Raw genomic sequence first — 24,462 nt, forward strand, 5'->3', positions numbered from 1 at the left:
GTTTATGGCCAGTAACGAAGTACTCAAGAAACTGACCTTCGAAAGCTACAACGCCATGAGTCGGCCTGCGATGTTCTGGAACATTCCCATCATGCCGATGGTGGGGTTGCTGATGGGCGGCTTGGTCTTCGGTGTTGCCGCGACGTTCCTGCTGTCCTGGGTGTGGGGCCTGGTTGCTGCCTCCCCGTTCCTGATTGCCCTCATCGCCTTGAGGGTTGTGGGCCTGATCGATCCTCAGTATTTGCGCCGTATCCGCTTTGCACGGCGGCGTCTCTGGCTGAATCTCAAGTACGGCAAACCGTTATTGCTGACCCCTTTTAATCCGCAATGGAGTGAATTCTATGGCGCACGATTTTCACACAAGCGTTATGCCCCCGGAAAAGAAAGTGCCATTCATGCGCTATCCGGTCCACGAACACATGGTGACACTGCCCGGCAACCGCTTGGTGAGTCTTATCCAGCTGAAGGGGGTTTCCAGCGAAACCCGCAGTGATAACGAACTGATCCAACTGTTTCACAACCTCAACCGCTACTTCCTGGCCCTGGGCAAGAAGGAAGGCAAGCACCTGATGCTGCAAACCTACATCACCAAGACTGGCATCGAGCTGGACACGCAATACACCTTGCCACTGCCCGCGCTTCAGGACTTTGTGGACGCTTACACCGCACCGTTTCGCAACGGCACCTTCTTCCAGGTCGGGTACAGCATTGCCCTGATCCTCAAGTACCGAGAGGTGGATGAAGGGATCGAGCGTATGAGCGATCTGTTGTCGCTCTCCTCAACGTTGCTGGCCGAATATGACCCGGTCATCATGGGCCTTGAGGAAAACGAACACGGTGCATTGTTCTCGCAGATCGGGCGCTACTTCAGCCTGTTGATCAACGGGCACGAAAAAGACGTGCTGGTCAGCGACACCCGCTTGGGTGACGCGATCATTGATAGCGTCACCAACTTTGAAAACTACGATTTTGTCGAGAACCGGCCCAACCGGGGTGGTCAGCGTTTCGCGACTACCTTTGACCTGCGCGACTACCCCAGTGGCGGTACCTACCCCGGTATGTGGGACGAGGCCATCGAGCAGCAGTTCGAGTTCACCCTGGTGCAAACGTTTCTGTTCGAAGACCGTAACAAGGCCAAGGACAAATTCAAAAAGCACGTGGCGGATCTGGGCTCGGTCGAGCGTGATTCAAAGCAAACCGAGGAGCTTGAAAATGCCGTCGATGCCATCACCCTGGGCGACAAGGCGTTTGGTCGTTATCACGCCTCGCTGATCGTCTACGGCAAAACCCCGGACCAGGCCATCGAGAACGGCACGAAAATGGCGTCGGTGTTTACGGTGCGTGACGCTACCTTTGTGCGCTCGACCATGAGCAATATCGACACCTGGTACACGCAGTTCCCCGGTGTGACCGAGGCCATGTACCCGATGATGAAATCGACCGAGAACTTGGCGTGCAGCTTTTCCCTGCACTCTACCCCCACGGGCAAGGTCAAGGGCAACCCCATTGGTGACGGAACCGGGCTGATGCCCATGTTGACGGTCAACAAGGCGCTGTATGTCCTCAACGTTCATGACAGCCCGCCCGGCCAGAACAACCTCGGTGAAATGCTGCCAGGTCATGCGGTTTACACAGGCCAAACCGGGGTGGGTAAAACCACCGCCGAGGCCATCCTGCTGACCTTTCTCAGCCGCTTCGATCCGCTGATTTTCGGCATCGACTACAACGAGTCTTTGAGACATTTGCTGTGTGCATTGGGAGCCGAGTATTACACCGTGCAGCCTGGCCACTTCACCGGCATCAATCCGTTTCAGTTTCACGACCGTCCTGGGTTACGGCAAATGCTAATCGACCTGGTGCTGTGCTGCGCCGGTGGTCCTGCGAAGACCGATGAAGCCGAACAGCGCACGATCAAAGATTCGGTTGAAGCGGTCATGGCGCATACCAATGTGCGTCTCCGGGGCATGTCGCTGCTGCTGCAAAACATCCCCCTACGAGGTGGCAATTGCCTGCACACCCGGCTATCGAAATGGTGCCGTTTGGCCGGTGAAGGCCGCGAAGGGCAATACGCCTGGGTACTGGACTCGCCTGTCAACCAGTTCGATGCGCAGACCTACCGGCGTCTGGCCTTCGATTGCACGCAGCTGCTCAAAAACGGCTACGCCGAGAAGCACCCGGAAGTAATGGAAGCGTTTCTGAACACGTTGTTTTACATGAAACGCGAAATGCACGAAGCCCGCCCCGGCAATCTGCTGTTGAACATGGTGGCCGAGTTCTGGGCACCGCTGTCATACAAGAGTACGGCAGACGCCCTGCAGGAGGTCTTGCAGAGCGGTCGTATGCGCGGGGAAATCCTGATCATGGACACCCAGTACCCCGAGCAAGCACTGGCGACGCCTTACGCGGCAGCCGTCATTCAGCAAGTGACAACGCCTATCTGGCTGCCTAACAAGAAAGCCCAAGCCGAGAGCTACGCCAAGTTTGGTGTCACCGGCAAAGTTTTCGAGGCTGTGCGTGATATGGGGCCGCTGAGCCGAGAAATGGTGGTGCAACAGGGTCACCAGACGGTGAAGCTGAAAATGGAGCTGGACGGCCCGCTCAAGTATTGGTTGCCGCTGTTATCTGCCACCCAAAAGAACCTGGCGGTGGCCGAGCGTATTCGGCAACACCTGCGCACGACCGATCCCACGGTGTGGGTCGATGCGTTCCTGGTGGCCGAGGCGGTGCGCCAATGGTTGAACACCGACGATCCCGCCGTGTGGCTGCCTGCGTTTAACTATGCCGAGGGCTTACGCCAGTCCATGAACACGCGGGATGCACAGCGCTGGATGCCTGCCTTTCAAAAAGCCTGGAAAGCCCTTCAGGAACAGAATGAAGTCGAGGTTTCGTCATGAAAAAACACGCGATTGCTTGTGCGCTGAGCGCGCTCATGTTGACTACCGCCCTGCCTGCTGCGCATGCGGCAGTACCAGGCATTCCTGTCCTGGATCCATCCAACCTGCTTGTGCTGAAAGCGAATGCGCTGGCCCAGGCCAAGCAGGCGATGGACGCGCTTACCACGGCCAAGGACGCCATCACCCAGACCGCGCAGCAATACAACCATTACAAAAGCATCATCACCGGCAATGACATGTTGGGTGGGTTCCTGAACGACCCCGCCTTGAACAAAGTCATGCCCATGGGGGATTGGGCAGATATTTACAGCACGGGCCGGGACATCGCCAGTTTGCGTGACCGCTACGGCTTAACCTCGGATAATGCCAGCGTGCAGGCGAAATTCGACCAGATGATGTCGGTTGCCGATGCGCTGGAGCGCAATTACAACGCCAGCACTGAACGGGTCAAGAACGCCGAGCTGCTTCGGGCCCGGTTGAACGAGGTGACGACCCCACAACAGAAGGAGGATTTACAGCTGCGTTACCAGCAGGAGCTGATCGAGCAGCAAAACCAGCAGATGAGGCTGGCCAATATGCAGATGCTTAAACAGCAGCAAGAGAAAATGGAAAACGAAAAACGTGCACAAGACATAAGTGATTACTATTTTGGGAAGTCAACTGTGATGCCCCAATAGACAAGGACTAGTGATATGAAATATCTGATTATAGCGTTTTCAATGGCATCGATGATTGCGATCAGCGGTTGCGATGACCACAGTCAGCAAAGCAAGGTTCAGGCCGCACGCGATGCTCGATATGTGGAGAATAAAAAACGCGAAGTTCAGATTCAGGACTTTTTAACCGGCAAAACTAAAGAATATCCTGTTTTCAAAGACGAGGTTCCACCCGATAAATAGATGCTGTTGCTAAAAGGTGTTATGCAATGCACATTACACAACAAATGTATGATTTTTGGGACTTAGCACTACAAAGTGTGGTGCTAACCAAAATGTCCGTGGTTTTATTGGCTTTGAATGCGGCAGTAGGGACGTTTTGGTTGGTGCATTTCACATTCCGTAGCTTCAGTTGGATGTGGCAAGGCATGACTAGCACCTTCCAAGAGGTTTTTTTTGAAATTCTCAAGGTTGCGTTCATTTGCGGCTGTGCGTTCAACGTCCAATGGTACTGGAGCACTATAGTGCCGGTCATAACGGGCTTTCCATCATGGATGGGGGGTGTGCTTTCAGGGCAAGACGGTAGCCAGATGAACCAGATTGATTCTATGGTGGTCGTCTATCTTGAGAACTTAAATAAGCTGTTTGATATCTTCAAGGTTGATCTTTGGGATGTCGACCTCAAAACTATTTATCTTGGAGGGCAAGCGTTAGTTATTTATTTAATAGCTGGCATTCCATTCATGCTGACGGCCTCTGGCACAATCGTGGTGCTGAAAGCTGCCAGTACCGTCATATCAGCAGTCGGGCCATTGTTCATAGTCTTCGCTCTGTTTGCGCAAACGAAGCAATGGTTTTGGGGGTGGGTTTCAGTTATGGCAGGATTTATGCTGACCCAAGTGTTGTTCGCCGCGGTCATTGCATTGGAACTCAGCTTTATAAACTCGTACATCATAGTAAATGGCAAGATAGATCTGAGTCTTACAGGCAACTTTGTAATGCTTTTGTGCTTCTCGGCATTTACGCTTTTAGCCGTGGAACTGCCTAATTACGCGGCAACCATCATGGGAGGCACCCCTGTATCCGCTACTGGAATAGGAGGGATTATTGCAAAGGGTTCAGGACTTGGCAGTGCTATGAACAGTGCACGCGCAGCGAAAAGCATAGGTGAGAAGATCGCCGCCAAGATGAAAGGTCGTAACAAAATCTCTTAGCCCCTCGAACACAAGCTTTCAACTGCTCCCCCCTCTCTCGCAACAACGGGTAATCCAACTATGAATTTCAAACTTGCTTTGAGCGGGCTGCTTTCGGCTGCCTTGCTGTCAGGGTGTGGCTCTGCACCCAAACTGTCCGAACCGGAAGGGCAATGGGAAGACATGCCCTTCACCCATGCCCCCGTGCCTCGCGCTGCCCCCGTGACAACGCCTGCTCCCGTGCCTGGCCGGGTGCTGCCAGCAGCGAGCCCTTCGCCCAAGGCCCAGTTGCTCAATACCACCAGTCCAAAGCGTTCGGCAACCGCCCCCCCGGCAAAGCCCGCCGAGGCCCCACCCAACGAATCCAAATGCTCCGCGAACTGATCCGCGCAGCACGTGTTTGTCCAGGTTTAGGTGACTTATGAAAAAGTTTCGAAAATCCAAAGAGGACGTGATCGAGCAGGAGCGGCAACTGGCCGCCCGTACCAGCATCGACGCGGCCACCGCACAAGAAATCAGCCTGGTTGAACAGGCTTGGATTCATGCAGCGCGGTTCTTTGAAAAAAGCATCGCCGCCGATGAAAAGGCCAAGACCAAACGAGCAACGCGGTTGAATTATGTGTTTGGGTCCATTGCCGTCATGTCAGTTGCCGCCGTGATGGGCCTGACCCCGCTCAAGACCGTTCAACTTGGCCTGGTACGGGTCGACAGAAACTCCGGCTACACGGATGTGGTGTGGGCCGACGACAAAGGCAAGCCACAAGAGCAGATCGATGACGAGTTCTGGCTTTCCGCGTACACGCGATTCCGCGAGAGCTACAACTTTTCGAGTAACGATGCCAATTACGGCATGGTCAAGTTGATGTCCTATGACGAGACCTTCACGGAGTACCGCAACTTCCAATTGTCCTCCAAGGGCTATCTGGAAGTGCTGGGGACCAACCGGCAAATACGCACGGATATCAACAATATCAACTTTCTTGAGCGTAAAGATCGGGAAGGCACAGCCCAGGTGCGAATCACCAAAACCGTGCTGGACCGCAACGGCATCCCCGATCCTCAGCTGCACCCGGTGACCTGGGTGGCCACAGTGACCTACGACTACAAAAACCCTGCGAAAAAAGCCGGTGACCAGTGGCTAAACCCCCGTGGCTTCGGGATCAAGGCCTACACAATGACCCAGGAAGTGGGGGTGTCCAATGGTAAATAAAGCCGCTTCAGGCCTCACCGCTTTGTTGCTTCTGACGTCCGGCCTACCGGCCTCTGCCGAGAGCATGGGCACCGGTTCATCACTGGATCGGCGCGTACAGGCGGCCATTTACTCCCCTGACGAGGTATTTAGGGTGCAAACGACAGTTGGCCGGGCATCGCTCATTCAGCTCCAATCCAACGAGACGATCAACCAAGATACGGGCCTCATGATCTCGGGCGATCCGAAAGCCTGGTCTATTGGCCCAAACAAAGCGGGCAACATGGTTTCGCTTAAGCCGATCACTGATCAGGAGCCGGATACGAACCTGACCATTAACACCAATCGGCGTACATACCTGATTGAGCTGAAGCTGGTCAAGCGCAAACAAGACTCGACGTATCTACTGCGCTTCACCTACCCCGAGCCGCCGAAAAAGGCTGTCGCGGCTCGCCGTGACCCCAGCAACCCCTGCGACGGGCCGGTGCAAAACGGCCCCTATCAGAAGCGCTCCAATGCAGAGAGTCGATCCATAGCGCCCTATGAGGGCTGGGACAACGGCATGCTGACCTGCTTCCGCTTCACCGGCAATGGGCCGCGCCCGGTGCTGTACCAGGTTCTACCAGACGGCACCGAAACGGTGGCCGACATGCACAACGAACAGAACGTGGTCGTGGTGCATGGGGTCAGCCGATTGTTTCGGTTTCGCCTGAACGGTCTGCTTGTAGAGGCCCGGCCTACTGCTCAGGTGAACACGGGGTACAACTTCAACGGGACCACCACCGGCGAGATTCGGGAGCTCAAGCATGCAGAACAATGACAACGACCAGGCTCCGGAGAACACTCAAGGGCCGGACAGCATCGGGCCGCCCGAAGCAGCAGCGTCCACCGCAGCTTCTCCAGAACCGGCCCCGGTCTCCGAGCCTTCTAGCACACAGGCCCGTGGGGCCTTTGACGTGCGGGCCAAACGATCAGGCGATGCCCAAAACAAGAGAACGCTTTACCTGGGCCTGGTCGGGCTGGTGTTGGTTGGTCTGCTGGTGATAGGTGGACTCTGGTACTTCACCATTTCCCAGATGAAAACCACCGGCTCCGAGGTCGATGAAACCAACGTCAAGAAGGACGCGACCCTGGACGTGAATCTGGGCAGCGACGACAGCATGAAAAAGGCACGGGAAGCCAAGCTGGCCGCTGACAAAGCTGAGGAGGAAAAGCGAGCCCGAGCGGAAAGAGAGCGATTGGCCAAAGAGCAAAAGGATAAAGAGGATGCTGAACGCGGAAGAACCGGGCAGGACCACGCCGTTAGTGCGCCGCCACCGCCCGGCTCGCCCGGCCAGAAACCGCCTGAGGAACTGACCCCCCGGCAACGCAAACTGGGAGGTGAAATGTGGGTCACCTTTGAAGACGCGCAGGGTACTGGTGCTGGGAATACTCAGCCGCAACAGCCGTCCGGCGAGCAGCCATCACTGCCGCCTTCAATGTTGGGCGACATTCAGGGCGGATCGAGCAGCGGTCTGGGTGGTGAATCGTCCAGCAGAAAACGCAGCAGCCTGAGCAACCTGGGCGGTACCACCTTTGCCCCGGCCAAGGCGTACCTGGCACCGAACCGCAAGTACCTGGTCAGCCACAACACCTACACGCGCTGCGCGCTGTACACCGAAATCATCAGTACACACCCAGGAATGGTGGATTGTCGTCTGACCGATCCGCTGTATTCCGCTGATGGCTCCACGGTGATTGCGGCAGCAGGTGACAAGCTCACCGGTGAACAGACGGTTGAGGTTGGTCCAGGCGAAACCAGCGTGTTTACCACCTGGACCGAAATCGAAACCCAAGCGGGTGTGCGGGCCAAGATTGACAGCTTGGGTGCAGGCCCCATGGGAGCCAGCGGGACCGAAGCCTGGATCGATCGTCACTACATGCAGCGCTTTGGCGGTGCGGTGATGTTGTCGTTCATCCAGGACGCGCTTCAGGCCGCGTCCAACACGACGCAGAAAAGCTCGGGGTCTGGAGGTTACACGGTGAACAACAGCGAGCAGAACGTGGAGAGCATGGCCAACAAGGCGTTGGACAGCACCATCAACATTCCGGACACCGGGAAACTGCTGCCTGGCACCGTGATCACCGTCATCGTGGCCCGCGACATCGACTTTTCATCGGTTTTCGAGAACCGCTAAGGAGTATTCATGACTGAAGAGCAAGGACTTACCGAAGACACGCTGGTCCAAGACTTCCTCGACCAGGCAGGTGCCACCGAGCGCCTAAATCGTCAGGGCACCAAGGACGTGGCCATCAACCGGCCTTACGAGCTGTGGGTGGACGGTCCAAACGGCTGGGAACACGAAGAAGCGCCTTGGCTCACCTACAATCTGTGCTGGCGGCTGGCCAATGCGCTCTGTGCGCTGAGATACCGCGTACTGGCTCCTCACTCACCGATTCACACTGTGAAATTACCTGGCGGGGAGCGGGGCCAGATCGTCATGGCCCCGGCGTGCGAAGAGGGCACCTTGTCGATGACGTTTCGAAAACCCTCTTTGGATCGCTTCACCCATATGGATTACGTCAACAGTGGCCGCTATGACCGAGCCAGGGCCATCGCTTCACCGATACTGACCCTGAAAGCCTGGCAGCGCGACATGCAGGAAGCCCACGCAGCCGGCGAGTGGCACCGATTCATGGAAATCGCGATCGCTAATCGCCAGAACATCATCATTTTTGGCGGGCCAGGGTCGGGTAAAACCACTTACGGCAAGTCGCTGATCGACATGTTTCCGGTTAACCGCCGCATGATCACGATCCAGGAAATACTGGAGGACCCCATGCCCTTCCACCCTAACCATGTGCATTTGCTCTATGGCCATGTGGTGACGCCCAAAGCCCTGGTGGCCAGCGCGATGCGGATGAAGCCTGACCACCTGTTTTTGGCCGAGCTGACCGGTGACGAGGTGTGGCACTACATCGAGATTCTGAACACCGGCACCAAGGGCACCGTGACCACTGCGCATGCCAATGACAGTGAAGCAGGCTATGCCCGTGTGTGCGGCCTGGTGAAGCAGTCACCAATCGGACTCGGCCTGGATTACGCGTACATCGAGCGCCTGGTGCGCACCTCATTTGACGTGGTCGTGTACATGGAAAACACCTACATCGAAGAAGTGCATTACGAACCCGAACACAAGCTGGCCTTGCTCAATGGCCAGCGTCAACGAGCTGCCTAGGAGAACGCCATGTGGTGGAAAATCTTGCTATCAATCGTATTCATGATGGCTGTGTGCTTCGTGATCGGGCTGTACGCAGGGGGGGCTATGTATCTGCACCTGACCCAAGGTCACTTCGCGGGCTTGGCCTGGGACACGCTATGGGAGACCCGCAAGCTGGCCTGGAACGACCGGCGGATGCTGTACGTGCCCTGGTCATGGTGTGTGACCGCTGCCCTCACCTTCTTGCCGGTCGGCATAACGCTGATGGCCCTTTTCGTGCGTTTGAAGCCCAAGACCTCGCTACACGGTGATGCCCGCTTTGCCAACAACCGCGAGCTGCGCCAGTTCGAGTACCAAGGTGAGTACAAGAACACCAGCAAGTAGGTAGTGCACCCGCATCGCCCCCTGATACATCCGCATTTTCAAACCATCCCACTGCACTGCCACGCAGACGGCTAGCACCGCCTGACGTCGAGCAGTGCCCGGATCACAAGGAAATACATATGAGCATATTTGCACCCCGCAACCCGTTCACACTGCCAGAGCTAGAAGAAAACGAAGTGGTTTTCCCCGCATCGTTGGTGAAAAGCGCATGCACGTTAGCTGCGCACTACATCGCAGCTCGTGAGCAAACCGACTCCGAAAGAGCGTCGAGCGTTGACCAGGATATCGGTGCGTTCTTGACCGAGGAATTTGCTACTCGTGATAGTCAGGTCTTGTTCCGAACACGGTTCATGACGCTGTTCGCTGATTGCAACGCTTCGTTTGGTGCGCTTAATCACTGGCACAGTAAGTGGGCCTATGAAGATGACCGGATCTAGGAGAGTGACATGAACGTTCGTACCGCACTGACCCTGTCCGCTGTGTTCATGCTGCCCCTGACCGGCTGCGCGACTCAGTCACAGCTTGATCGACAGGCGAACCAGCTCGAAGTCATCAGCGCCTCGCTCAAGCAGATCCAGGCCAACCAACAGGTGTCCATCGCTCTGCAACACCAGCAGGCCGCGCTTCAGGCTCAAAGCAACGAAGCTCAGGCGATTGAGCGTCAAGCGGGGAGCCGCTGATGGGCAAAGCTAAATCCAAACCCATCAGCTCGACTAACCCCCAAGAGCGGATCGAGGAGTACCCTGCATTCCTCTTGGGCAAGCACCCCACCAAAGACGTATTTTTGGCCAGCTATGGCCAACAGTTTGTGATGTTGGCTGCGCCTCCAGGCTCGATGAAAGGCGTCAGTGCGGTGATACCCAACCTGTTGAGCTACCCCGATTCAATGGTGGTCAACGATCCGAAGTTTGAGAACTGGGACATTACGTCAGGCTTTCGTGCCTCTGCTGGTCACAAAGTGTTCCGCTTTTCGCCCGAGCGCCTGGAAACGCATCGCTGGAACCCGGTCAGTGCCATTAACCGCGATCCTCTGTATCGGCTAGGCGATATTCGTACCCTGGCCCGCGTGTTGTTCGTCTCCGACAACCCCAAGAACCAGGAGTGGTACAACAAGGCCGGCAACGTTTTTACATCCATCCTGCTGTACCTGATGGAAACGCCGGAAATGCCCTGTACGTTGCCCCAGGCCTACGAAATTGGCTCATTGGGTACCGGGATAGGGACGTGGGCTCAGCAGATTATCGAATTGCGCAGCATCGGACCTAATGCGCTCAGCTTTGAAACCCTTCGAGAGCTTAACGGTGTGTACGAAGCATCGAAAAACAAGAGCAGCGGTTGGTCAACCACCGTGGATATCGTGCGCGACGTGTTGTCGGTGTATGCCGAAAAAACCGTGGCCTGGGCGGTGTCGGGTGACGACATCGACTTTGCCAAAATGCGCGAGGAGAAGACCACCGTTTACTTCAGCGTGACGGAAGGCAACCTGAAGAAGTACGGCCCGCTGATGAACCTGTTTTTCACCCAGGCGATTCGGCTCAATTCCAAGGTCCTGCCTGAGCAAGGCGGGCACTGCGCAGATGGCACGCTACGGTACAAGTACCAACTGGCCCTGATGATGGACGAATTTGCAATCATGGGCCGCATGGAAATCATGGAAACCGCGCCAGCACTGACCCGAGGTGCCGGTCTGAGGTTTTTCCTCATTTTCCAGGGCAAAGACCAGATTCGTGCCGTCTACGGAGAGGAAGCGGCCAACGGCATCATGAAGGCGATCCACAACGAAATCGTGTTCGCCCCCGGCGACATCAAGCTGGCCGAGGAGTACAGCAGGCGGTTAGGCAACACTACCGAGCGCGTTCATAACCAATCGTTGAACAGACAGAAGAATGAAATCGGTGCTCGAGGTCAAACAGACAGTTACAGCGAACAGGCCCGGCCCTTGTTGCTGCCCCAGGAGGTAAACGAGTTACCTTTTGACAAGCAATTGATTTTTGTCCAGGGCAACAGGCAAACAGAGCCAATGAAGATTCTGGCGCGCAAGATCATTTACTTCGAAGAGGACGTGTTCAAAGCGCGACAGAAGATGACCCCTCCGCCCTTGCCGGTTGGAGACGCAACCAAAATCGACGCGCTCACCGTGCCGGTACGCACCATTGAAGCCAAGGTCGCAGTGGCAGACACCAAGCCCATGCAGGCCGAACAACGGCAGCGCTGGAATCCCAAAGAAAAGGCCGCTAACGCCGTTCCGGAACAGCCAGATGCGGCTCAGCCAGTTGATGTCGAGCCCGATCCCGAGCCTGCGCAGGCTGACGATACCCCCGAAACGATGTAACACCCCCATCGGCGCACCCAAGCGCCTGCAGGAGCAAAACATGAATACCTACAGCAAAACGGCTGACCGCCAAGGTCAGGCCGCTGGCAACGCCGTGCCTGGTCGCGGCAAAACGCGAGTCTGCGCGCTGTTCGCAGTGTGCCTCCTGGGCAGTGGCTCAGCCTTAGCCGGTGACCCGTGCAAGTCCGTGCTTTGCCTCTACGGCAAGTTCGCCGGCAATAGCGGTAGCAGCGAGTGCCGAAGCGCCGAGCAGGACTACTTCAGCATCCTGGTCAAGAAACACGGGAACATCAAATGGAGCGAAACCGCTTCGGCGCGCCAGGACTACCTCAACAGCTGCCCCGGTGCTGATCAGAGCTACACCCAAAAAATCAACGACAAGTTCGGCAAGGTCCAGGGCTAGGCCCAAGATCCTGACAAGGAGAACACCATGCGAGTATTCATTGCGGAAAAGCCTGCCCTGGGCCAGGTCATTGCCGAGGCGCTGGGCACCGTCATACGCAAGGACGGCTATTTCGAGTGCGGCAGCAACAATATCGTCACCTGGTGCGTTGGCCACCTGCTTGAACTGGCCCCGCCCGAGGTTCACAACCCTGCCTATAAAAACTGGGTTCAGGCCGATTTGCCCCTGAGATTGCGCCCGGCCAAGTACCAACCCATTGCCCGTACTCGCGACCAGCTCAAAGTGGTCCAGCAGCTGATCGGTCGCGCCTCGGAAATCGTTCACGCCGGTGACCCGGACGACGAAGGCCAGTTGCTGGTCGACGAGGTCCTGGTGCATTTCGGCAACACCGCGCCGGTCAAACGCATCCTGATCAATGACATGAACGCCAATGCCGCCCGCAAAGCATTGGACGGCCTGCGCGACAACAGCGAGTTTTACGGCCTGTTCCAGAAGGCCCTGGCCCGCAGCATCGGCGATCAGCTCTACGGGTTCAACATGACCCGCGCCTGCACCCTGGCCGGTAGGGCCAAGGGTGTCAAAAGCGTGTTATCAGTGGGGCGCGTGCAAACCCCTATCCTGGGACTGATCGTGAACCGCTACCTGGCCAACAAGAGTCACGCCAGTGCGTTTTACTACACGGTTGCGGCAAGCCTGGCCTTCGGTAGCAGTCGTACCCAGGCCCGCCTGGTGGTGGCCGCGGATGCCCCGCTCGATGACAAGAACCGGATCACTGACGAGGCCTACGCCACCCAGGTGGCCGACGCGTGCCGGATGAAGCCAGCAGACGTGACCGAAGCCCGGGTGGAGGAGAAGCAAACGCCCGCACCTTTGCCGTTCGCGTTGCTGGACCTTCAGGTGTACATGAGCAAGACCCACAGCATCGATGCGGAGAAAACCCTAGCCCTGACCCAGGCACTGCGCGAGAAGTACAAGGCCATCACCTACAACCGTTCCGATTGCAGCTACCTGTCCGACGAACAATTTGCCGAGGCTCCGGAGACCTTGAACCTGCTAAGTCAGGCCCTGCCGGATTTGGCCGGGATGTTCACCGAGGTGAATTCGGAACGTAAAAGCCGGGCGTTTGACGACAGCAAGGTCTCGGCGCACACCGCGATCATCCCAACGGCAGTGAAGATCGACATTGCCCAGCTAAGTGACGATGAACGCGCCGTGTACCTGGCCATCGTCAAACGCTACGTCGCGCAGTTCTTGCCCGAGAAACGCTACCTCAGTGCCGAGGTGCGTTTTGGCGTGAACGGACACTCCTTCGTTGCGCGCTCCACCAAAGTGACGCAGCCAGGGTGGACGGCGCAGGTCACTGAAGAAAACGAGCAAGACGAAGACGCGTCGGACGCCGCCGAGGTCGCGAGCCCCTTCGATGCTCTGGCGGATATGAAAGTCGGTGACGCCGGGGTATGCGATGGCATTACGGTGGCCAAGGAAAAGACCAAGCCCCTGCCGCTTTATACCGAAGCCACGTTGCTCAAGGATCTGCAGCGCGTGGCCAAGTATGTGAAAGACCCGCGCATCAAGCAGCTGCTGATCGACCGTGACCAGGGCAAGAAAGGCGAGAACGGCGGCATCGGCACCCCGGCGACCCGTGGTGCGGTACTGGCCAAGTTGCAGGAGCGTGGTTTCTACGCGGTAGAGAAGAAAAAACTGATCCCCACCGCGTTGGGGCTGGAGTTCATTGCCGCGTTGCCAGCGATTGCGACCACGCCGGACATGACCGCGCTCTGGCATGAACAGCAACAGATGATCGAGGCCGGTGAACTGACCGTGGACGCGTTCCTGGACGAACTGGAGGACTTCATTGCCCACCAGGTGCAGAACGTGGACCTGGGCAACGTGCAGGGTGACGGCAAGCCGGTGCTGGACAGCCTGAACGCCCAGTGCCCCATGTGCGGCAGTGAACTGGCTGTCACCCCGCGAGTGATCGGCTGTCGCGCCTGCGCCTTCAAGTTCTACCCGGAAGTCAGCGGCAAGATGCTGTCCCCCGGCCAGATCGAGGCGCTGCTGACTACGGGCAAGACCGGTGTACTGAAGGGGTTTCACAGCAAGAAAACCGGCAAGTCCTTTGAAGCGGCCCTGAAGCTCAACCACGAAGCCAAGCTGGAATTCGTATACAGCCGCAAACCCACGCGCGCATGACCCCTCTCCTCAACGGAGGCATTTGCTATGTCAGACGAGAAATTACCCAAGGGAGCGTATGCCGCCCTTGAAGCGCTTCAGGCCCAGGCTGTAGCAGTAACAGCTTCGATTCCAAGCAATGACCTTGAAGCTGTGGCATTGGGCCGCAAGGCACTTGCGGACGCTCAGGCACAAATGGCGAAACATCCGAATTGGGTGGCCAAGATCATCAAGGCGCTGCTGATAGCCCCATTCGACGAAGTCACCATCCTGACCGCAGACGCTGATTGGCTTGCACAGACCTTTACCGAACGTGTTGCTCAGTGGCCACCTGGTGACACGATGACTGCGTACTGCCCCAACTGCGAAACCCCCGCAACTGTCGATATCGTCAACGTCAGGAAGTGGGAAATGACTTGGCGTCCAGTGGATTGCGACACCTGTTTTGCCGAGTTTGAGTTGTCGGCAGACGGCACAACAGCCTTGATATTGGCCCCTGCTGCGCAGTCTTCGGCCCGGGGCCGCGAGCTGTTGAAAACGACAATCCATTTTGATCCCGACGCTAGTAAAAACGCCCCCTACACCACTGCCGTTGAAATCTTGCTTGGTGGTGTGGGCCGTCTGATGTTTCCCGATGGCACCGAGCAGTTTGTGGACGATGACGCCGAACCGGCGCTGATCTATTCGCCACGCCTTCAGCCCGACGCCCTGGAGCAGTTCTGCGAAGAACACATGGATCGCTACGAGCGTTTTCATGAGGAACACGAAGCGCAATTGGCAGGCTTCGAACGTATCGCCATGGACGCCTTTTGGTAAATCCATAGGTCTCGTAACACCCCCTCACATCCCTTTAAGCACTCATTGAAGAAGGAGCGCAATCATGGCGCGTGGCATCAATAAAGTGATCCTGGTAGGCACCTGCGGACAAGACCCTGACTGTCGATACCTGCCCAACGGCACTGCGGTGACCAACCTGAGCCTGGCCACCAGTGAGCAGTGGACTGACAAGCAGAGCGGGCAGAAGGTCGAGAAGACCGAATGGCACCGCGTGTCGCTGTTCGGCAAGGTCGCCGAAATCGCCGGCGAATACCTGCACAAGGGTTCGCAGGTCTACATCGAGGGCAAGCTGCAAACCCGCGAATGGGAAAAGGACGGGATCAAACGCTACACCACTGAAATCGTCGTGGACATGCAGGGCACGATGCAGCTGCTTGGTGGCCGTCCACAGGGCGACTCCCCACAAGGGCAGACCGGCCACGGCAGCGGCGGCAGTGATCACCAGGAACCTCCTCGGCAGCAAGCCCCCCAACAAGCGGCGCCTGAAAAATCGTCCGGCAAAGGCAAAGCCGCATCAAAACCGCCACGTGCATCAGGCAAGCAGGCACAGGCCAAAGTGCCCGAACCGCAACCCGCTGGGGATTTTGACGGCAGTGATGACAAAATCCCGTTCATGGACCCCTATCGGTTCAACAGGATGTTGGTCTGACCCATCCGCACAGCGATCTTGCCCACGTCAGGTGCCGCGCTCCCGGCTCGTCGTGACGCGCTTTATCGTCGCGGCGAACGGAAGCACGGGCGCAGCGCACACTTGACGCTACCTCTTTCAGAAAGGCTCACCTTGGGAGTGTGGGGTAGCTTCACCACCCCGCGCTCCCGAGGTCAACGCGGCCGTTGCGAGATGACAAGGGCCGCGCCCTTGGTGTTCAAACCGCCCAGCATCAACATTTTTCAGATCAAGCACACCGGGTGGTGTTTACCCGGTGCGAACCCCTCTATTCAAGGATTACCCAGATGAAATTCATCAAAAAGAAAGTCGTGGTCATCAATTACACCGGCACCGTTGGCAAAACTACCATCGCGGCAAACCTGCTGTGGCCACGTATGGGCGGTGCGCCGCTCTATGCCATTGAGTCAATCAACGAAACGGCTGAGAACCTTGGCCTTGATGTTGAGAAGTTGCGCGGCAATGCTTTCCGCGAGCTGTTCAAACGACTCATGCTTGAGGATCAGGCAATCATCGATGTTGGAGCGTCCAACGTTGAAGATTTTATGGCCAACCTGGAAGAGTTTGATGAAGCCCATGAGGAAGTCGACTACTTCGTGATCCCGGTCACTTCAGGCACCAAGGAGCAAAAAGAAACGGTCAGTATGATTAGTAGCCTGGCCACACTTGGCGTACCCCCTGAAAAAATTCTTATATTGTTCAACCGTGTCAAAAAGGACGTGAAAACAGAGTTTCCGATTATTTTTGCTTTTCACCAGCGCGCCAGTGCCTTCACGTTGAATACTGAATGTGCCGTGTTCGAGTCAGAACTGTTTGATGCTTTGTCTATTCACCGCATTTCAATGCAAAGCATTATGGACGATGACACAGACTACAAAGAACTTCTCAAGGACAAAGAGGCTAGCGCACAAGAGCGTGATCGTTGGTCTGATATGTACGGACTGAAGCTCTTGTGTAAAGGCGTAAACCGCAAGCTTGATGGGGTTTTCGCCGCTCTGTTTGGCCTTGAGGTGATCAAATGAGTGAACATGAAACTATTCCCTCTACAGCGCGTGATGCTCTGATCATTGAGCTTTTGAGTGATGTAGGTCGTTTGCACGATGATGTAAAACGTATTCCGAAGCTGCTTGAACTATCCATGAGGGAATCACTGGATATTGTGGCCGACGCTGTAGAAGATGCGGAAGACACCGCGTTGCTTTTGCAAGAAACGACGAAGGAAGTCATTCAAGCGACTGCCGCCAAAGCAGGTGTGGACGTCGCTCTTGAAATGTCCACGGCCATTCACCAGAGTTTAGAGCGAGTGTTCGAACCTGCTTTGCAGCGCGCAGCGATTAAAATCGATGGCTTGGAAAAGCGAGTCAGCGCTTTATCCGGCAATTTTCGTGACACCCAGGCCTCACGGTTCAACTACATTGTCCTGGCGGGATTTGTGGCTGTGAGTATCGCGGTGGTTTGTGCAATGGGGTGGGTAGCGATCAAGGCTCAGGATGTTAATGAAACCAATCGATGGTTTTATCACGAATACAAAAAACAGCAGGCTGTCATTGATACGCTACCATCTGCCATTAAAAAACAGTTTGCACAGTAACTACTGAGCCAACAACCATTCAACTGTCATGGCTTGGAAGTTCTGTTTGCGTCACTGATGACTTCGGCCCAGTTCGTGTTTTCCACCTCCTCCCTGATCTGCTTCATGCTTTGCCTGAAGTTGGCTTGTGGCGTGGTCTTCTCGCCATTCAGCAATGCGGGTTTGCTGACCTCTGCGCTGTCGCTTTTGTCAGGAAGGGGGTGTTTAACCTGTCCTGCTCGTTTGTGGCTTTTCCGAATTCTGTACAGCGCCTGGTCGAAGTGACGAAGGCTGATCTCTAGTCCGGTATCCAACAGTTTCTGATGAATCACCGTCCTGCTCACACCTGAGTTCAGGGCGTTTTCGATCACGTCATACAGATCGCGGATTTGCGCAGTGTACGACCTAGCCTTGGTGTCCTGGGCCAATTCTGCCAATGCTTCACGCCTGTTTTCGGTTTCTTGAGCCACGATTTGCCCCTTGCTGCGTATGAATTGATGTAAATGTGATGTAAAACAGTCGTATTCGAGCGTAACACTAATGTAGAAAAACGCAATGCAAAGCAATACTGACGTAATACTGAGCATTTCTGATGCAATTCTGATGTAACCCTCAGGTTCACCCTGCTGACCCCCTATCTCGAATTCGCTAAACAGGCACGTTACCGATTGTCTACAAAAAAGAGCTTCGCCTTTTTCGTATCCAATCGACGTGCCAAAGGGGATACCCCTTTGAAACCCCGCAGAGCGGGAAAGCGTTGTCGTTGTCGTTGTTGGTTGTTGTCATCCAGGTGCCCTCAGGAGGTGATTTTGTGGCTGTAAAAGTGAACAAGTCGTGCCCCGTGTCATGCCGTTTCACGGATGAACAGTTCGCTCGGTTTGCCGAGGACATAGCTCAATCCGGCCTGAAGCCAGCCCGATTCTTTCGTGACCTGGTGATCAGCCATTCGCCTACCTTCGAGCGGTCCGCAATCGACAAAAAGCGGATGCAGCAGGTATTCGAAAAGTCCGGACATGCTCTAAACCGAGTTGCCTACTCCGCAAACTCGGCACCTTACAATGGCACCGTTTATCAAAAGCAGTATCTCCACTGGCTTAATAAGCTGAATGCTATTCAACAACTGTTGCTCACCGTGTTGTCCGAGACTGACCCGCCAAAACCGGCAAGGCCAGTCCATAACGGCAACCGTGGTTCACCTAACGTATCTGGCAAAAAAGTTCATATCATCCGGTTTCGACTCACCCAAGACGAAATGACCCAGTTTGATGACATGATCAAACGGGCGGGCTGTTCTGCATCAACCTTTTTTAGAGAGCTGATTTTAAATCCAACTCCGGTATTCAGAGAGTTTACCGGGTTTAGGAGAAGAATAGTATTCATCGTCAACAAAGCCGGTAACAACATTTCGCAGTTGGCTTATATCGCTAAATCAGCCAATGACAGGGGCCTCATTACCGACAGTGTGAGAGACAAATGGTATGAAGCGCTGGTGGTCATCGAAACGATTTTATTAGCAGGTATTGAATATGCTGATTAGAGTCAGTGGCTATAACACCGGGGCGCAGGAGTATTTAGAACAAGGCAACAAATCAGGTCGAGAGTTTACGCGTGATGAATTGGACCATCGGTTGATCATTGAGGGGCAGCTCAGTGTGACCAGGGCCATCTACGAAAGTATCCCGGACCATGGCCAAGATCGCTACCTTACGTTCACGCTAAGCTTCAAAGAGGACACGGTGTCACCTGAATTGCTCAAGGCAGTGACGACCGAGTTCAAGAACTTCTTTATGCATGCGTACAAGCCTGAAGAATTCAATCTGTATGCCGAAGCGCACTTGCCAAAAATGAAGACGGTCACTAATAGGAAAACCGGCGAGGTGATTGACCGCAAGCCTCACATTCATATCATCATTCCGCGTATCAACCTGCTGAGCGGCAACGAGGCCAATCCGGTCGATGTTTATAAGAATCATGAGAAGTATTTTGAAGCTTTTCAGGAGCACATTAACCAGAAGTACGGTCTGTCTTCACCGCGTGAGAATGTGCGTGCGGACATTACCGATGCGGCCAGTGTTTTGTCACGTTACAAGGGCGACGACTTTTACGGCAAGAATCGCCAGTTCAAACAGCAGTTGGTTAAGCAGGTCATTGAGCGCGGCGTAAATTCACGCGCCGATTTTTATGCCCTGGTAGCTGAGCACGGTGAAACACGCATCCGTAATGAAGGCAAGGACAACGAATACATCTCGGTCAAATTGCCGGGTGACGCAAAGGGCACGAATCTGAAAGACACCATCTTTCAGGATGACTTCATTGTCAGGCGTGAACTGAGAAAACCACCGCTTGAAGCCAGTGTGATCCAGGAACGCTTGCTTGCTTGGCCGCAGCGCGCAAGGGAAATCAAGTACGTCAACAAGGCCACCCCCAAGTTTCGCAAACAGTATTCCCAAGCTTCCCCTGAAGAGCGTGTTCGGCTACTGGCCGAGCGCGAAACCAATTTCTACCGAGCACATGGAGATGATTATGAATCAGTACACACCTGGCAACGACAGAGAGATAACCAGCGAAGTCCTGCTGAAACTACAGGGCGACGCACTGCGGCACCTGCCGATGGCTTGCAAGACCTGTCCGTCAGCGATGTGGCAGATCACAGGCAAGCCGGACCGACCCGAAGCCGTGACGGTGCGTTGTTACTGCCCAGTGATGCACACGTTCACGTGGGACAGTCGCAACCAGGAGGAGATTCTGGATTGCGATCATCTGTACCAGGAGGAGGACGAGGAAGGCGGGCCGGGTCCACAGCTGAGCGAGGAAGAGGAGGAAGCCAACCTGCCGCCGTTTCTCAGGAAACAAAGGGAACAGCAACGCCTGCAGGCGCAACAGGCCGACGACGAGCCGGAGCTGGAAAATCCCGAAACACCCGAGTACGAGCTGGACGTGTAGTCCCACCTTATGCCCAGAACCCCCACCGTGTCGCCACCATCGCTGACATCGAGGAGCGTGGCCGACGCCTGTTTGACCCGCTCAAGCGGCCTTCTGACAACGCGCTGGTGTTCTATCGATCATCCAGCCACCCACAGGTGGCCGACCAGTTGCCCCAGGCGAGGGCTGCGACGACAACGCCTGTCCAATCTACTGCCGGACGCAGGCCCCGGAGTTCAGGCAAGCCCCGCCCTCCCCGTCAATGGCGGCCTGGTGCTGTCCCGCCTTACGCCAAGAACCCGCACCGGGTCGCGACGGTGGCTGACATCGAGCAGCGCGCCCGGATGCTGTTCGATCCGCTCAAGCGACCTGCAGACAAGGCGCTGGTGTTCAAGCGGGCTTCGATCAAGGCCCTGACCGTTAACAAACACGCCTCCACGGTGGCCGCGTATTTCACGCGGCAGGCGCAGCACAACCAGATCGCTCCGGCCCACCGCCGGGCCATACGCCGGATTGATCAGCAGTATTTCGCGCTCAGGCGCGCCGTGTTCTCCGATCAACGCTTAACCCGCCAGGACAAGGCGCAGCTGGTTTCCGTGCTGACCTTCGAACGGCTCAAAGCACGTGAACAGTTCCACAAACCCCAACCCAATATCGAGGTAAATCTCATGGGCAGTGCAGCCATACGCAATCTCCTAGATGATGAAAAAGAAGACCCAGGCTTCAGCATCAGCGGCGCGAGGGGCCCAGGCCGTGAAGGCGTGCGTGACCAGGTGAAGCGGATCATGGATCGCTTCGCCAAACAGGTTGATCCAGACGCCGCCACTGAGCGGGCTCGCGACCTAAGCGCCAAGGATCTTTACACGCGCAAGGCCAAGTTCAGTCAGAACGTGCATTACCTGGACAAACAGACCGACAAGACCCTGTTTGTCGACACGGGTACCACCATTTCCATGCGCCGCACGGGCATCACCGAAGCCGGGGTGTCCGTAGCCCTCCAGCTGGCCCGCGAAAGGTTTGGCAGCACACTGACGATCAACGGCACTGCCGAATTCAAAAAGCTGGTGATCGAGGCGGTGGCCAAGAATGGTCTGGACGTGCATTTTACCGACAAGGCCATGAATCAAAGCCTGGCGGACCGCCGTGCAGAGCTGGACATCGAACGTGATGGCCAGAGCATTGGTCCTGCCACCGACTTGCCTCGGCACGTTGATGATGCCACACGGGACGTGCGGGACCAGGCGGATCGCCTGGGCGTTACCGTGCCTATCGAAGCGTTGTATGGCCAAGGAAAAACGGCTGACCAGGTTAGCCAGGCGCTCACCGCGCAGCTGGACACCGTTCCTGAGTCGGAGCGCATTGCGTTCGTGGAGACGGTGGCCATCACCCTGGGCATTCCAGAACGCGGCCAGCCCAAGGGCGACCAGGCATTTGCACAGTGGCAGGCGCAGCGTGCGCAACCGGCTGCGAATTCCGCAGCATCAGCAACGTCTGAAGCGCAGGCCAATGTGCCGACGCCCTCAGACGCCGTGCCTGAACCGGTGATCCCAGAAGCCGCGAAGCCTGCGCTGGTCAACGACCCTGACCTGCAGAGCCCAAGCGAGCTGGTCCGGCTTGAAGCGCAATGGCGTCGTGATTTTCCGATGTCCGAAGCGGATGTCAGGGCCTCTGATACGGTCATGGGCTTGCGAGGTGAAGACCATGCCATCTGGATCATTGCGACGGATGACAAGACCCCAGAAGCGGCTGCCCTGCTGACGGCTTACATGGAAAACGACAGCTACCGCGAAGCGTTCAAAGCCAGCATCGTCGCTGCTTACAAGCAAGTCGAAAACTCGCCTCAGTCGGTCGATGACCTGGACCACCTCACGGCGATGGCTGCCCAGATAGTCAATGAGGTGGAAGAGCGTCTGTTTCCTTCACCTCAAGCAGCTACGGGCCAGACAGCTCCGTCTAGGAGCAAAGTCATCGAGGGCACGCTTATCGATCATGGGGAAGCACCGTATCAGCACAATGACGACAACCAGATGAGCTACTTCGTGACGCTCAAGCCCGAGGGCGGTAAGCCCCGCACGGTGTGGGGCGTAGGGCTGGAAGAGGCCATGAGCGACGCAGATCTGAAGCAAGGCGACCAGGTACGTTTGCGAGACCTGGGCACCCAGCCTGTCGTGGTGCAGGTCATCGAAGAGGACGGCACTGTCACGGACAAAACGGTCAACCGCCGCGAATGGTCAGCGCAGCCGGTCGCGCCTGAACGGGAAGTGGCCGAGACCACGCCCAAGGGGCAGGCCGCCGCAGCAGGCACACCGGAGCTGTCATCCCCGGATGAAGATGATGGTATGAGTGTGGATTGAACCGAGTGAGAACCCTCCTCCTTGTATGGGGGTGGGTCCCTTCCAGGAGACTCAGTAGATTCCTCGTAGCAAATTTTCCATAACTTATGTAAGTTATGTCACTTCAATAATCAGTATCAAGGGCAGTTCATGATCTTACTTTTAGGTGGTGAAAAAGGCGGCAGCGGTAAAAGCTGTCTGGCTCAAAACCTTGCCGTCTGGCTGCAGGCTCGCGGAGGTGACGTCCTGCTTCTAGATGCCGACCCTCAGGGCACAACCGCAGACTGGGCTGCTGAACGCTCTGCACAGGGAGACCTCCCTGCGATTCCTGTTGTGCAAGCACACGGCAATATTCGTCAAACGCTGACAGACCTTCGGGGCCGGTACAGGCAAATTGTGGTCGATGCTGGAGGATCTGATTCGGAGGCACTGCGGTCAGCTATGACGGTAGCAACTCATATGTTGATACCTTTCCGGCCCAAGCGACGAGATCTCAAGACCCTTCCAAAGGTCGATAACCTGGCACGACTGGCTACTGCAGTGAACCCAGCATTGAACGTGCGTGCAGTGATCACCCAATGCCCTGCCCTTCCTAGCCAGATACAGCGGATATTGGATGCCAAAGAAGCATGCCGCTCCTTCGGCATTCAACCTCTTGACGCGATTACTACAGCTCGCAATGTCTACGACGATGCGGATGAAGACGGATGTTCGGTCTTGGAGAGCAACTCTGACGCACGTGCTAAAGAAGAGATAGAGACGTTGGCAGCAGAGCTTTGGGGGGCTGCAAAATGGGATTGAAAGATTTGATTCGTAAGCCTGAGCAGGTCTCCCCGTCTTCGGAGGCCAACGACGAAGCAGCGCTGGCTTTCATATCTGCAGCGCCCGTTAGTGCCACGCCCGAGCCTAAGCGCAAGCGTAAGAAAGCTTCTACATTCGTACGTACTACTTTTTCCCTCTCCAAGGACGTGAACAGGCAGATAGATAAGATTTCTCTTTTGCCACGGACCTTCCGCATATCTAGATCCGATGTGATTCGGGCTGGAATCATGGCCCTCCAAGAGCTTGATAAGGCTGACCTCATTGCGCTGCTTGAGAATGCATCTAATGCCGAACCCATAACCGATTCTATGGAAGACGAGTAAGTGCTATAACTTACGTAAGTTATTACTGTTGCATAAATTACATCAGTGATTTCGTTGAAAGCCCCGTTACGCAAGGGTTATGGCCATGCGCACTAGGCTGAAAAGGTGGTGGAATATAAGCTTAAAAAAATGGCATTTTCATTGCGGATGGGGAATCCGGGTGATAGTGTTCACGCACTTTGCCTGCCCACCGTTGCTGGGATGCCATATTTTTCATGCTCGAATGAGCGTAGACGGGAAAATTTCTAACGATTTAGCCATATAGCAGAAACCAAAAAGCCCCGCTTGCCGGCGGGGCTTTTTGGAAAAACTTGAACAGGCCTTGCTTTTTTCGAGAGAAGGAGGCCTGTCCAACACACATAACGTGAGCTGATTATGGCGTTCACTGCGGCTTTGTGCAAGTCGTCAAAAGTGAAGCCATCAGTTCACCGCTGAACGGTGGACTTATGGAAAAGATTCTTCAGCGGCTGTGCGTTCTCGATGACCGCACCCTGCCCCCCCGGTTGACCCTTTGTGTCAAACACTTTCACGCCGTTGGCCAACCTGCTGGCCAAGGCGGTGAAGC

General features: G+C 55.8%; 28 protein-coding genes. 25 read left to right on the forward strand and 3 right to left on the reverse strand.

The genetic code is table 11. The features are described 5' to 3' along the window. The first annotated feature begins 4 nt into the window (after positions 1–4). The 20 genes from I9H07_RS24740 to I9H07_RS24835 all read left to right on the forward strand — a co-directional run bounded on the left by I9H07_RS24740 (position 5) and on the right by I9H07_RS24835 (position 17,518). Entirely contained in the window at positions 5–493 is a 489-nt protein-coding gene (locus tag I9H07_RS24740) for a VirB3 family type IV secretion system protein (protein WP_005782477.1), read from the forward strand. After that, complete coding sequence (locus I9H07_RS24745) at positions 396–2,894, forward strand: VirB4 family type IV secretion system protein (RefSeq protein ID WP_223886542.1); 2,499 nt, start codon at positions 396–398, stop codon at positions 2,892–2,894. The genes I9H07_RS24740 and I9H07_RS24745 overlap by 98 nt, the downstream gene beginning before the upstream one ends. Then, the gene (gene virB5 / locus I9H07_RS24750) at positions 2,891–3,571 is read left to right on the forward strand and encodes a P-type DNA transfer protein VirB5 (protein WP_005782474.1); all 681 of its coding nucleotides are present in this window, start codon (positions 2,891–2,893) and stop codon (positions 3,569–3,571) included. Before I9H07_RS24745 ends, virB5 begins: the two co-directional genes overlap by 4 nt. A gap of 15 nt (positions 3,572–3,586) precedes the next feature. Continuing rightward, positions 3,587–3,793, forward strand: coding sequence for a hypothetical protein (locus tag I9H07_RS24755; RefSeq protein WP_005782472.1), 207 nt, complete (start codon positions 3,587–3,589; stop codon positions 3,791–3,793). 26 nt (positions 3,794–3,819) lie between these two features. After that, positions 3,820–4,764, forward strand: coding sequence for a type IV secretion system protein (locus I9H07_RS24760; RefSeq protein ID WP_010199857.1), 945 nt, complete (start codon positions 3,820–3,822; stop codon positions 4,762–4,764). A 60-nt stretch (positions 4,765–4,824) separates the two neighbouring features. Continuing rightward, entirely contained in the window at positions 4,825–5,127 is a 303-nt protein-coding gene (locus I9H07_RS24765) for a conjugal transfer protein (protein ID WP_080034376.1), read from the forward strand. Positions 5,128–5,164: 37 nt separating this feature from the next. After that, positions 5,165–5,953 (forward strand): virB8 family protein, encoded by a 789-nt coding sequence (locus I9H07_RS24770; RefSeq protein ID WP_010199854.1) that lies wholly within the window; start codon positions 5,165–5,167, stop codon positions 5,951–5,953. Further along, the gene (virB9, locus tag I9H07_RS24775; RefSeq protein WP_005782466.1) at positions 5,943–6,752 is read left to right on the forward strand and encodes a P-type conjugative transfer protein VirB9; all 810 of its coding nucleotides are present in this window, start codon (positions 5,943–5,945) and stop codon (positions 6,750–6,752) included. Before I9H07_RS24770 ends, virB9 begins: the two co-directional genes overlap by 11 nt. Next, the gene (locus I9H07_RS24780; RefSeq protein ID WP_010199849.1) at positions 6,739–8,109 is read left to right on the forward strand and encodes a TrbI/VirB10 family protein; all 1,371 of its coding nucleotides are present in this window, start codon (positions 6,739–6,741) and stop codon (positions 8,107–8,109) included. Before virB9 ends, I9H07_RS24780 begins: the two co-directional genes overlap by 14 nt. A 9-nt stretch (positions 8,110–8,118) precedes the next feature. Next, positions 8,119–9,150 (forward strand): P-type DNA transfer ATPase VirB11, encoded by a 1,032-nt coding sequence (gene virB11 / locus I9H07_RS24785; RefSeq protein ID WP_005782462.1) that lies wholly within the window; start codon positions 8,119–8,121, stop codon positions 9,148–9,150. A 9-nt stretch (positions 9,151–9,159) separates the two neighbouring features. After that, positions 9,160–9,516: a hypothetical protein gene (locus I9H07_RS24790; protein WP_010217013.1), complete on the forward strand. Its 357-nt coding sequence runs from the start codon at positions 9,160–9,162 to the stop codon at positions 9,514–9,516. Positions 9,517–9,635: 119 nt separating this feature from the next. Beyond that, the gene (locus I9H07_RS24795) at positions 9,636–9,953 is read left to right on the forward strand and encodes a hypothetical protein (protein ID WP_005782454.1); all 318 of its coding nucleotides are present in this window, start codon (positions 9,636–9,638) and stop codon (positions 9,951–9,953) included. A gap of 9 nt (positions 9,954–9,962) precedes the next feature. Then, positions 9,963–10,196 (forward strand): hypothetical protein, encoded by a 234-nt coding sequence (locus tag I9H07_RS24800; protein ID WP_005782456.1) that lies wholly within the window; start codon positions 9,963–9,965, stop codon positions 10,194–10,196. Next, positions 10,196–11,848 carry a type IV secretory system conjugative DNA transfer family protein gene (locus I9H07_RS24805; protein ID WP_010217011.1) on the forward strand — a complete coding sequence of 551 codons (1,653 nt, stop codon included), beginning with the start codon at positions 10,196–10,198 and terminating at the stop codon, positions 11,846–11,848. The genes I9H07_RS24800 and I9H07_RS24805 overlap by 1 nt, the downstream gene beginning before the upstream one ends. A 40-nt stretch (positions 11,849–11,888) precedes the next feature. Beyond that, positions 11,889–12,251 carry a TrbM/KikA/MpfK family conjugal transfer protein gene (locus I9H07_RS24810; protein WP_005782555.1) on the forward strand — a complete coding sequence of 121 codons (363 nt, stop codon included), beginning with the start codon at positions 11,889–11,891 and terminating at the stop codon, positions 12,249–12,251. 27 nt (positions 12,252–12,278) lie between these two features. After that, positions 12,279–14,444: a type IA DNA topoisomerase gene (locus I9H07_RS24815; protein ID WP_005782553.1), complete on the forward strand. Its 2,166-nt coding sequence runs from the start codon at positions 12,279–12,281 to the stop codon at positions 14,442–14,444. A gap of 27 nt (positions 14,445–14,471) precedes the next feature. Continuing rightward, complete coding sequence (locus tag I9H07_RS24820) at positions 14,472–15,239, forward strand: hypothetical protein (protein ID WP_010199959.1); 768 nt, start codon at positions 14,472–14,474, stop codon at positions 15,237–15,239. Positions 15,240–15,303: 64 nt separating this feature from the next. Then, the gene (locus tag I9H07_RS24825) at positions 15,304–15,909 is read left to right on the forward strand and encodes a single-stranded DNA-binding protein (RefSeq protein WP_005782548.1); all 606 of its coding nucleotides are present in this window, start codon (positions 15,304–15,306) and stop codon (positions 15,907–15,909) included. A 305-nt stretch (positions 15,910–16,214) separates the two neighbouring features. Further along, complete coding sequence (gene stbB, locus I9H07_RS24830) at positions 16,215–16,949, forward strand: StbB family protein (protein ID WP_005782546.1); 735 nt, start codon at positions 16,215–16,217, stop codon at positions 16,947–16,949. Continuing rightward, a complete protein-coding gene (locus I9H07_RS24835) occupies positions 16,946–17,518 on the forward strand; it encodes a hypothetical protein (protein WP_005782544.1) in 573 nt (190 codons plus the stop codon). The genes stbB and I9H07_RS24835 overlap by 4 nt, the downstream gene beginning before the upstream one ends. Positions 17,519–17,544: 26 nt before the next feature. Here the strand turns inward: I9H07_RS24835 and I9H07_RS24840 are convergent, their stop codons facing one another. Next, positions 17,545–17,967, reverse strand: a complete 423-nt coding sequence (locus I9H07_RS24840; RefSeq protein WP_232505829.1) for a hypothetical protein — start codon at positions 17,965–17,967, stop codon at positions 17,545–17,547. A 341-nt stretch (positions 17,968–18,308) separates the two neighbouring features. Between I9H07_RS24840 and I9H07_RS24845 the strand changes: the two genes are divergently transcribed. After that, on the forward strand, positions 18,309–19,034 hold the full coding sequence (locus tag I9H07_RS24845) for a plasmid mobilization protein (protein WP_005782540.1): 726 nt from the start codon (positions 18,309–18,311) through the stop codon (positions 19,032–19,034). 202 nt (positions 19,035–19,236) lie between these two features. Here I9H07_RS24845 and I9H07_RS25270 read toward each other — a convergent pair whose 3' ends face one another. Both I9H07_RS25270 and I9H07_RS25275 read right to left on the reverse strand, forming a co-directional pair. Next, complete coding sequence (locus I9H07_RS25270; protein WP_005782538.1) at positions 19,237–19,470, reverse strand: hypothetical protein; 234 nt, start codon at positions 19,468–19,470, stop codon at positions 19,237–19,239. Positions 19,471–19,662: 192 nt separating this feature from the next. Beyond that, entirely contained in the window at positions 19,663–19,947 is a 285-nt protein-coding gene (locus I9H07_RS25275) for a hypothetical protein (RefSeq protein ID WP_005782537.1), read from the reverse strand. 73 nt (positions 19,948–20,020) lie between these two features. Between I9H07_RS25275 and I9H07_RS24965 the strand changes: the two genes are divergently transcribed. From I9H07_RS24965 to I9H07_RS24860, 4 genes are all read left to right on the forward strand, one after another. Beyond that, positions 20,021–20,440 carry a hypothetical protein gene (locus tag I9H07_RS24965; RefSeq protein ID WP_005782536.1) on the forward strand — a complete coding sequence of 140 codons (420 nt, stop codon included), beginning with the start codon at positions 20,021–20,023 and terminating at the stop codon, positions 20,438–20,440. A 764-nt stretch (positions 20,441–21,204) separates the two neighbouring features. Continuing rightward, complete coding sequence (locus I9H07_RS24970; RefSeq protein WP_306570557.1) at positions 21,205–22,773, forward strand: LPD7 domain-containing protein; 1,569 nt, start codon at positions 21,205–21,207, stop codon at positions 22,771–22,773. Positions 22,774–22,902: 129 nt separating this feature from the next. Beyond that, positions 22,903–23,553, forward strand: a complete 651-nt coding sequence (locus I9H07_RS24855) for an AAA family ATPase (RefSeq protein WP_003407061.1) — start codon at positions 22,903–22,905, stop codon at positions 23,551–23,553. Further along, positions 23,544–23,897, forward strand: coding sequence for a hypothetical protein (locus I9H07_RS24860; protein ID WP_003407059.1), 354 nt, complete (start codon positions 23,544–23,546; stop codon positions 23,895–23,897). The genes I9H07_RS24855 and I9H07_RS24860 overlap by 10 nt, the downstream gene beginning before the upstream one ends. Positions 23,898–24,462 lie beyond the last annotated feature (565 nt).

The sequence above is a fragment of the Pseudomonas syringae genome, from assembly GCF_023278085.1.
Lineage (GTDB): Bacteria > Pseudomonadota > Gammaproteobacteria > Pseudomonadales > Pseudomonadaceae > Aquipseudomonas > Aquipseudomonas syringae_Q.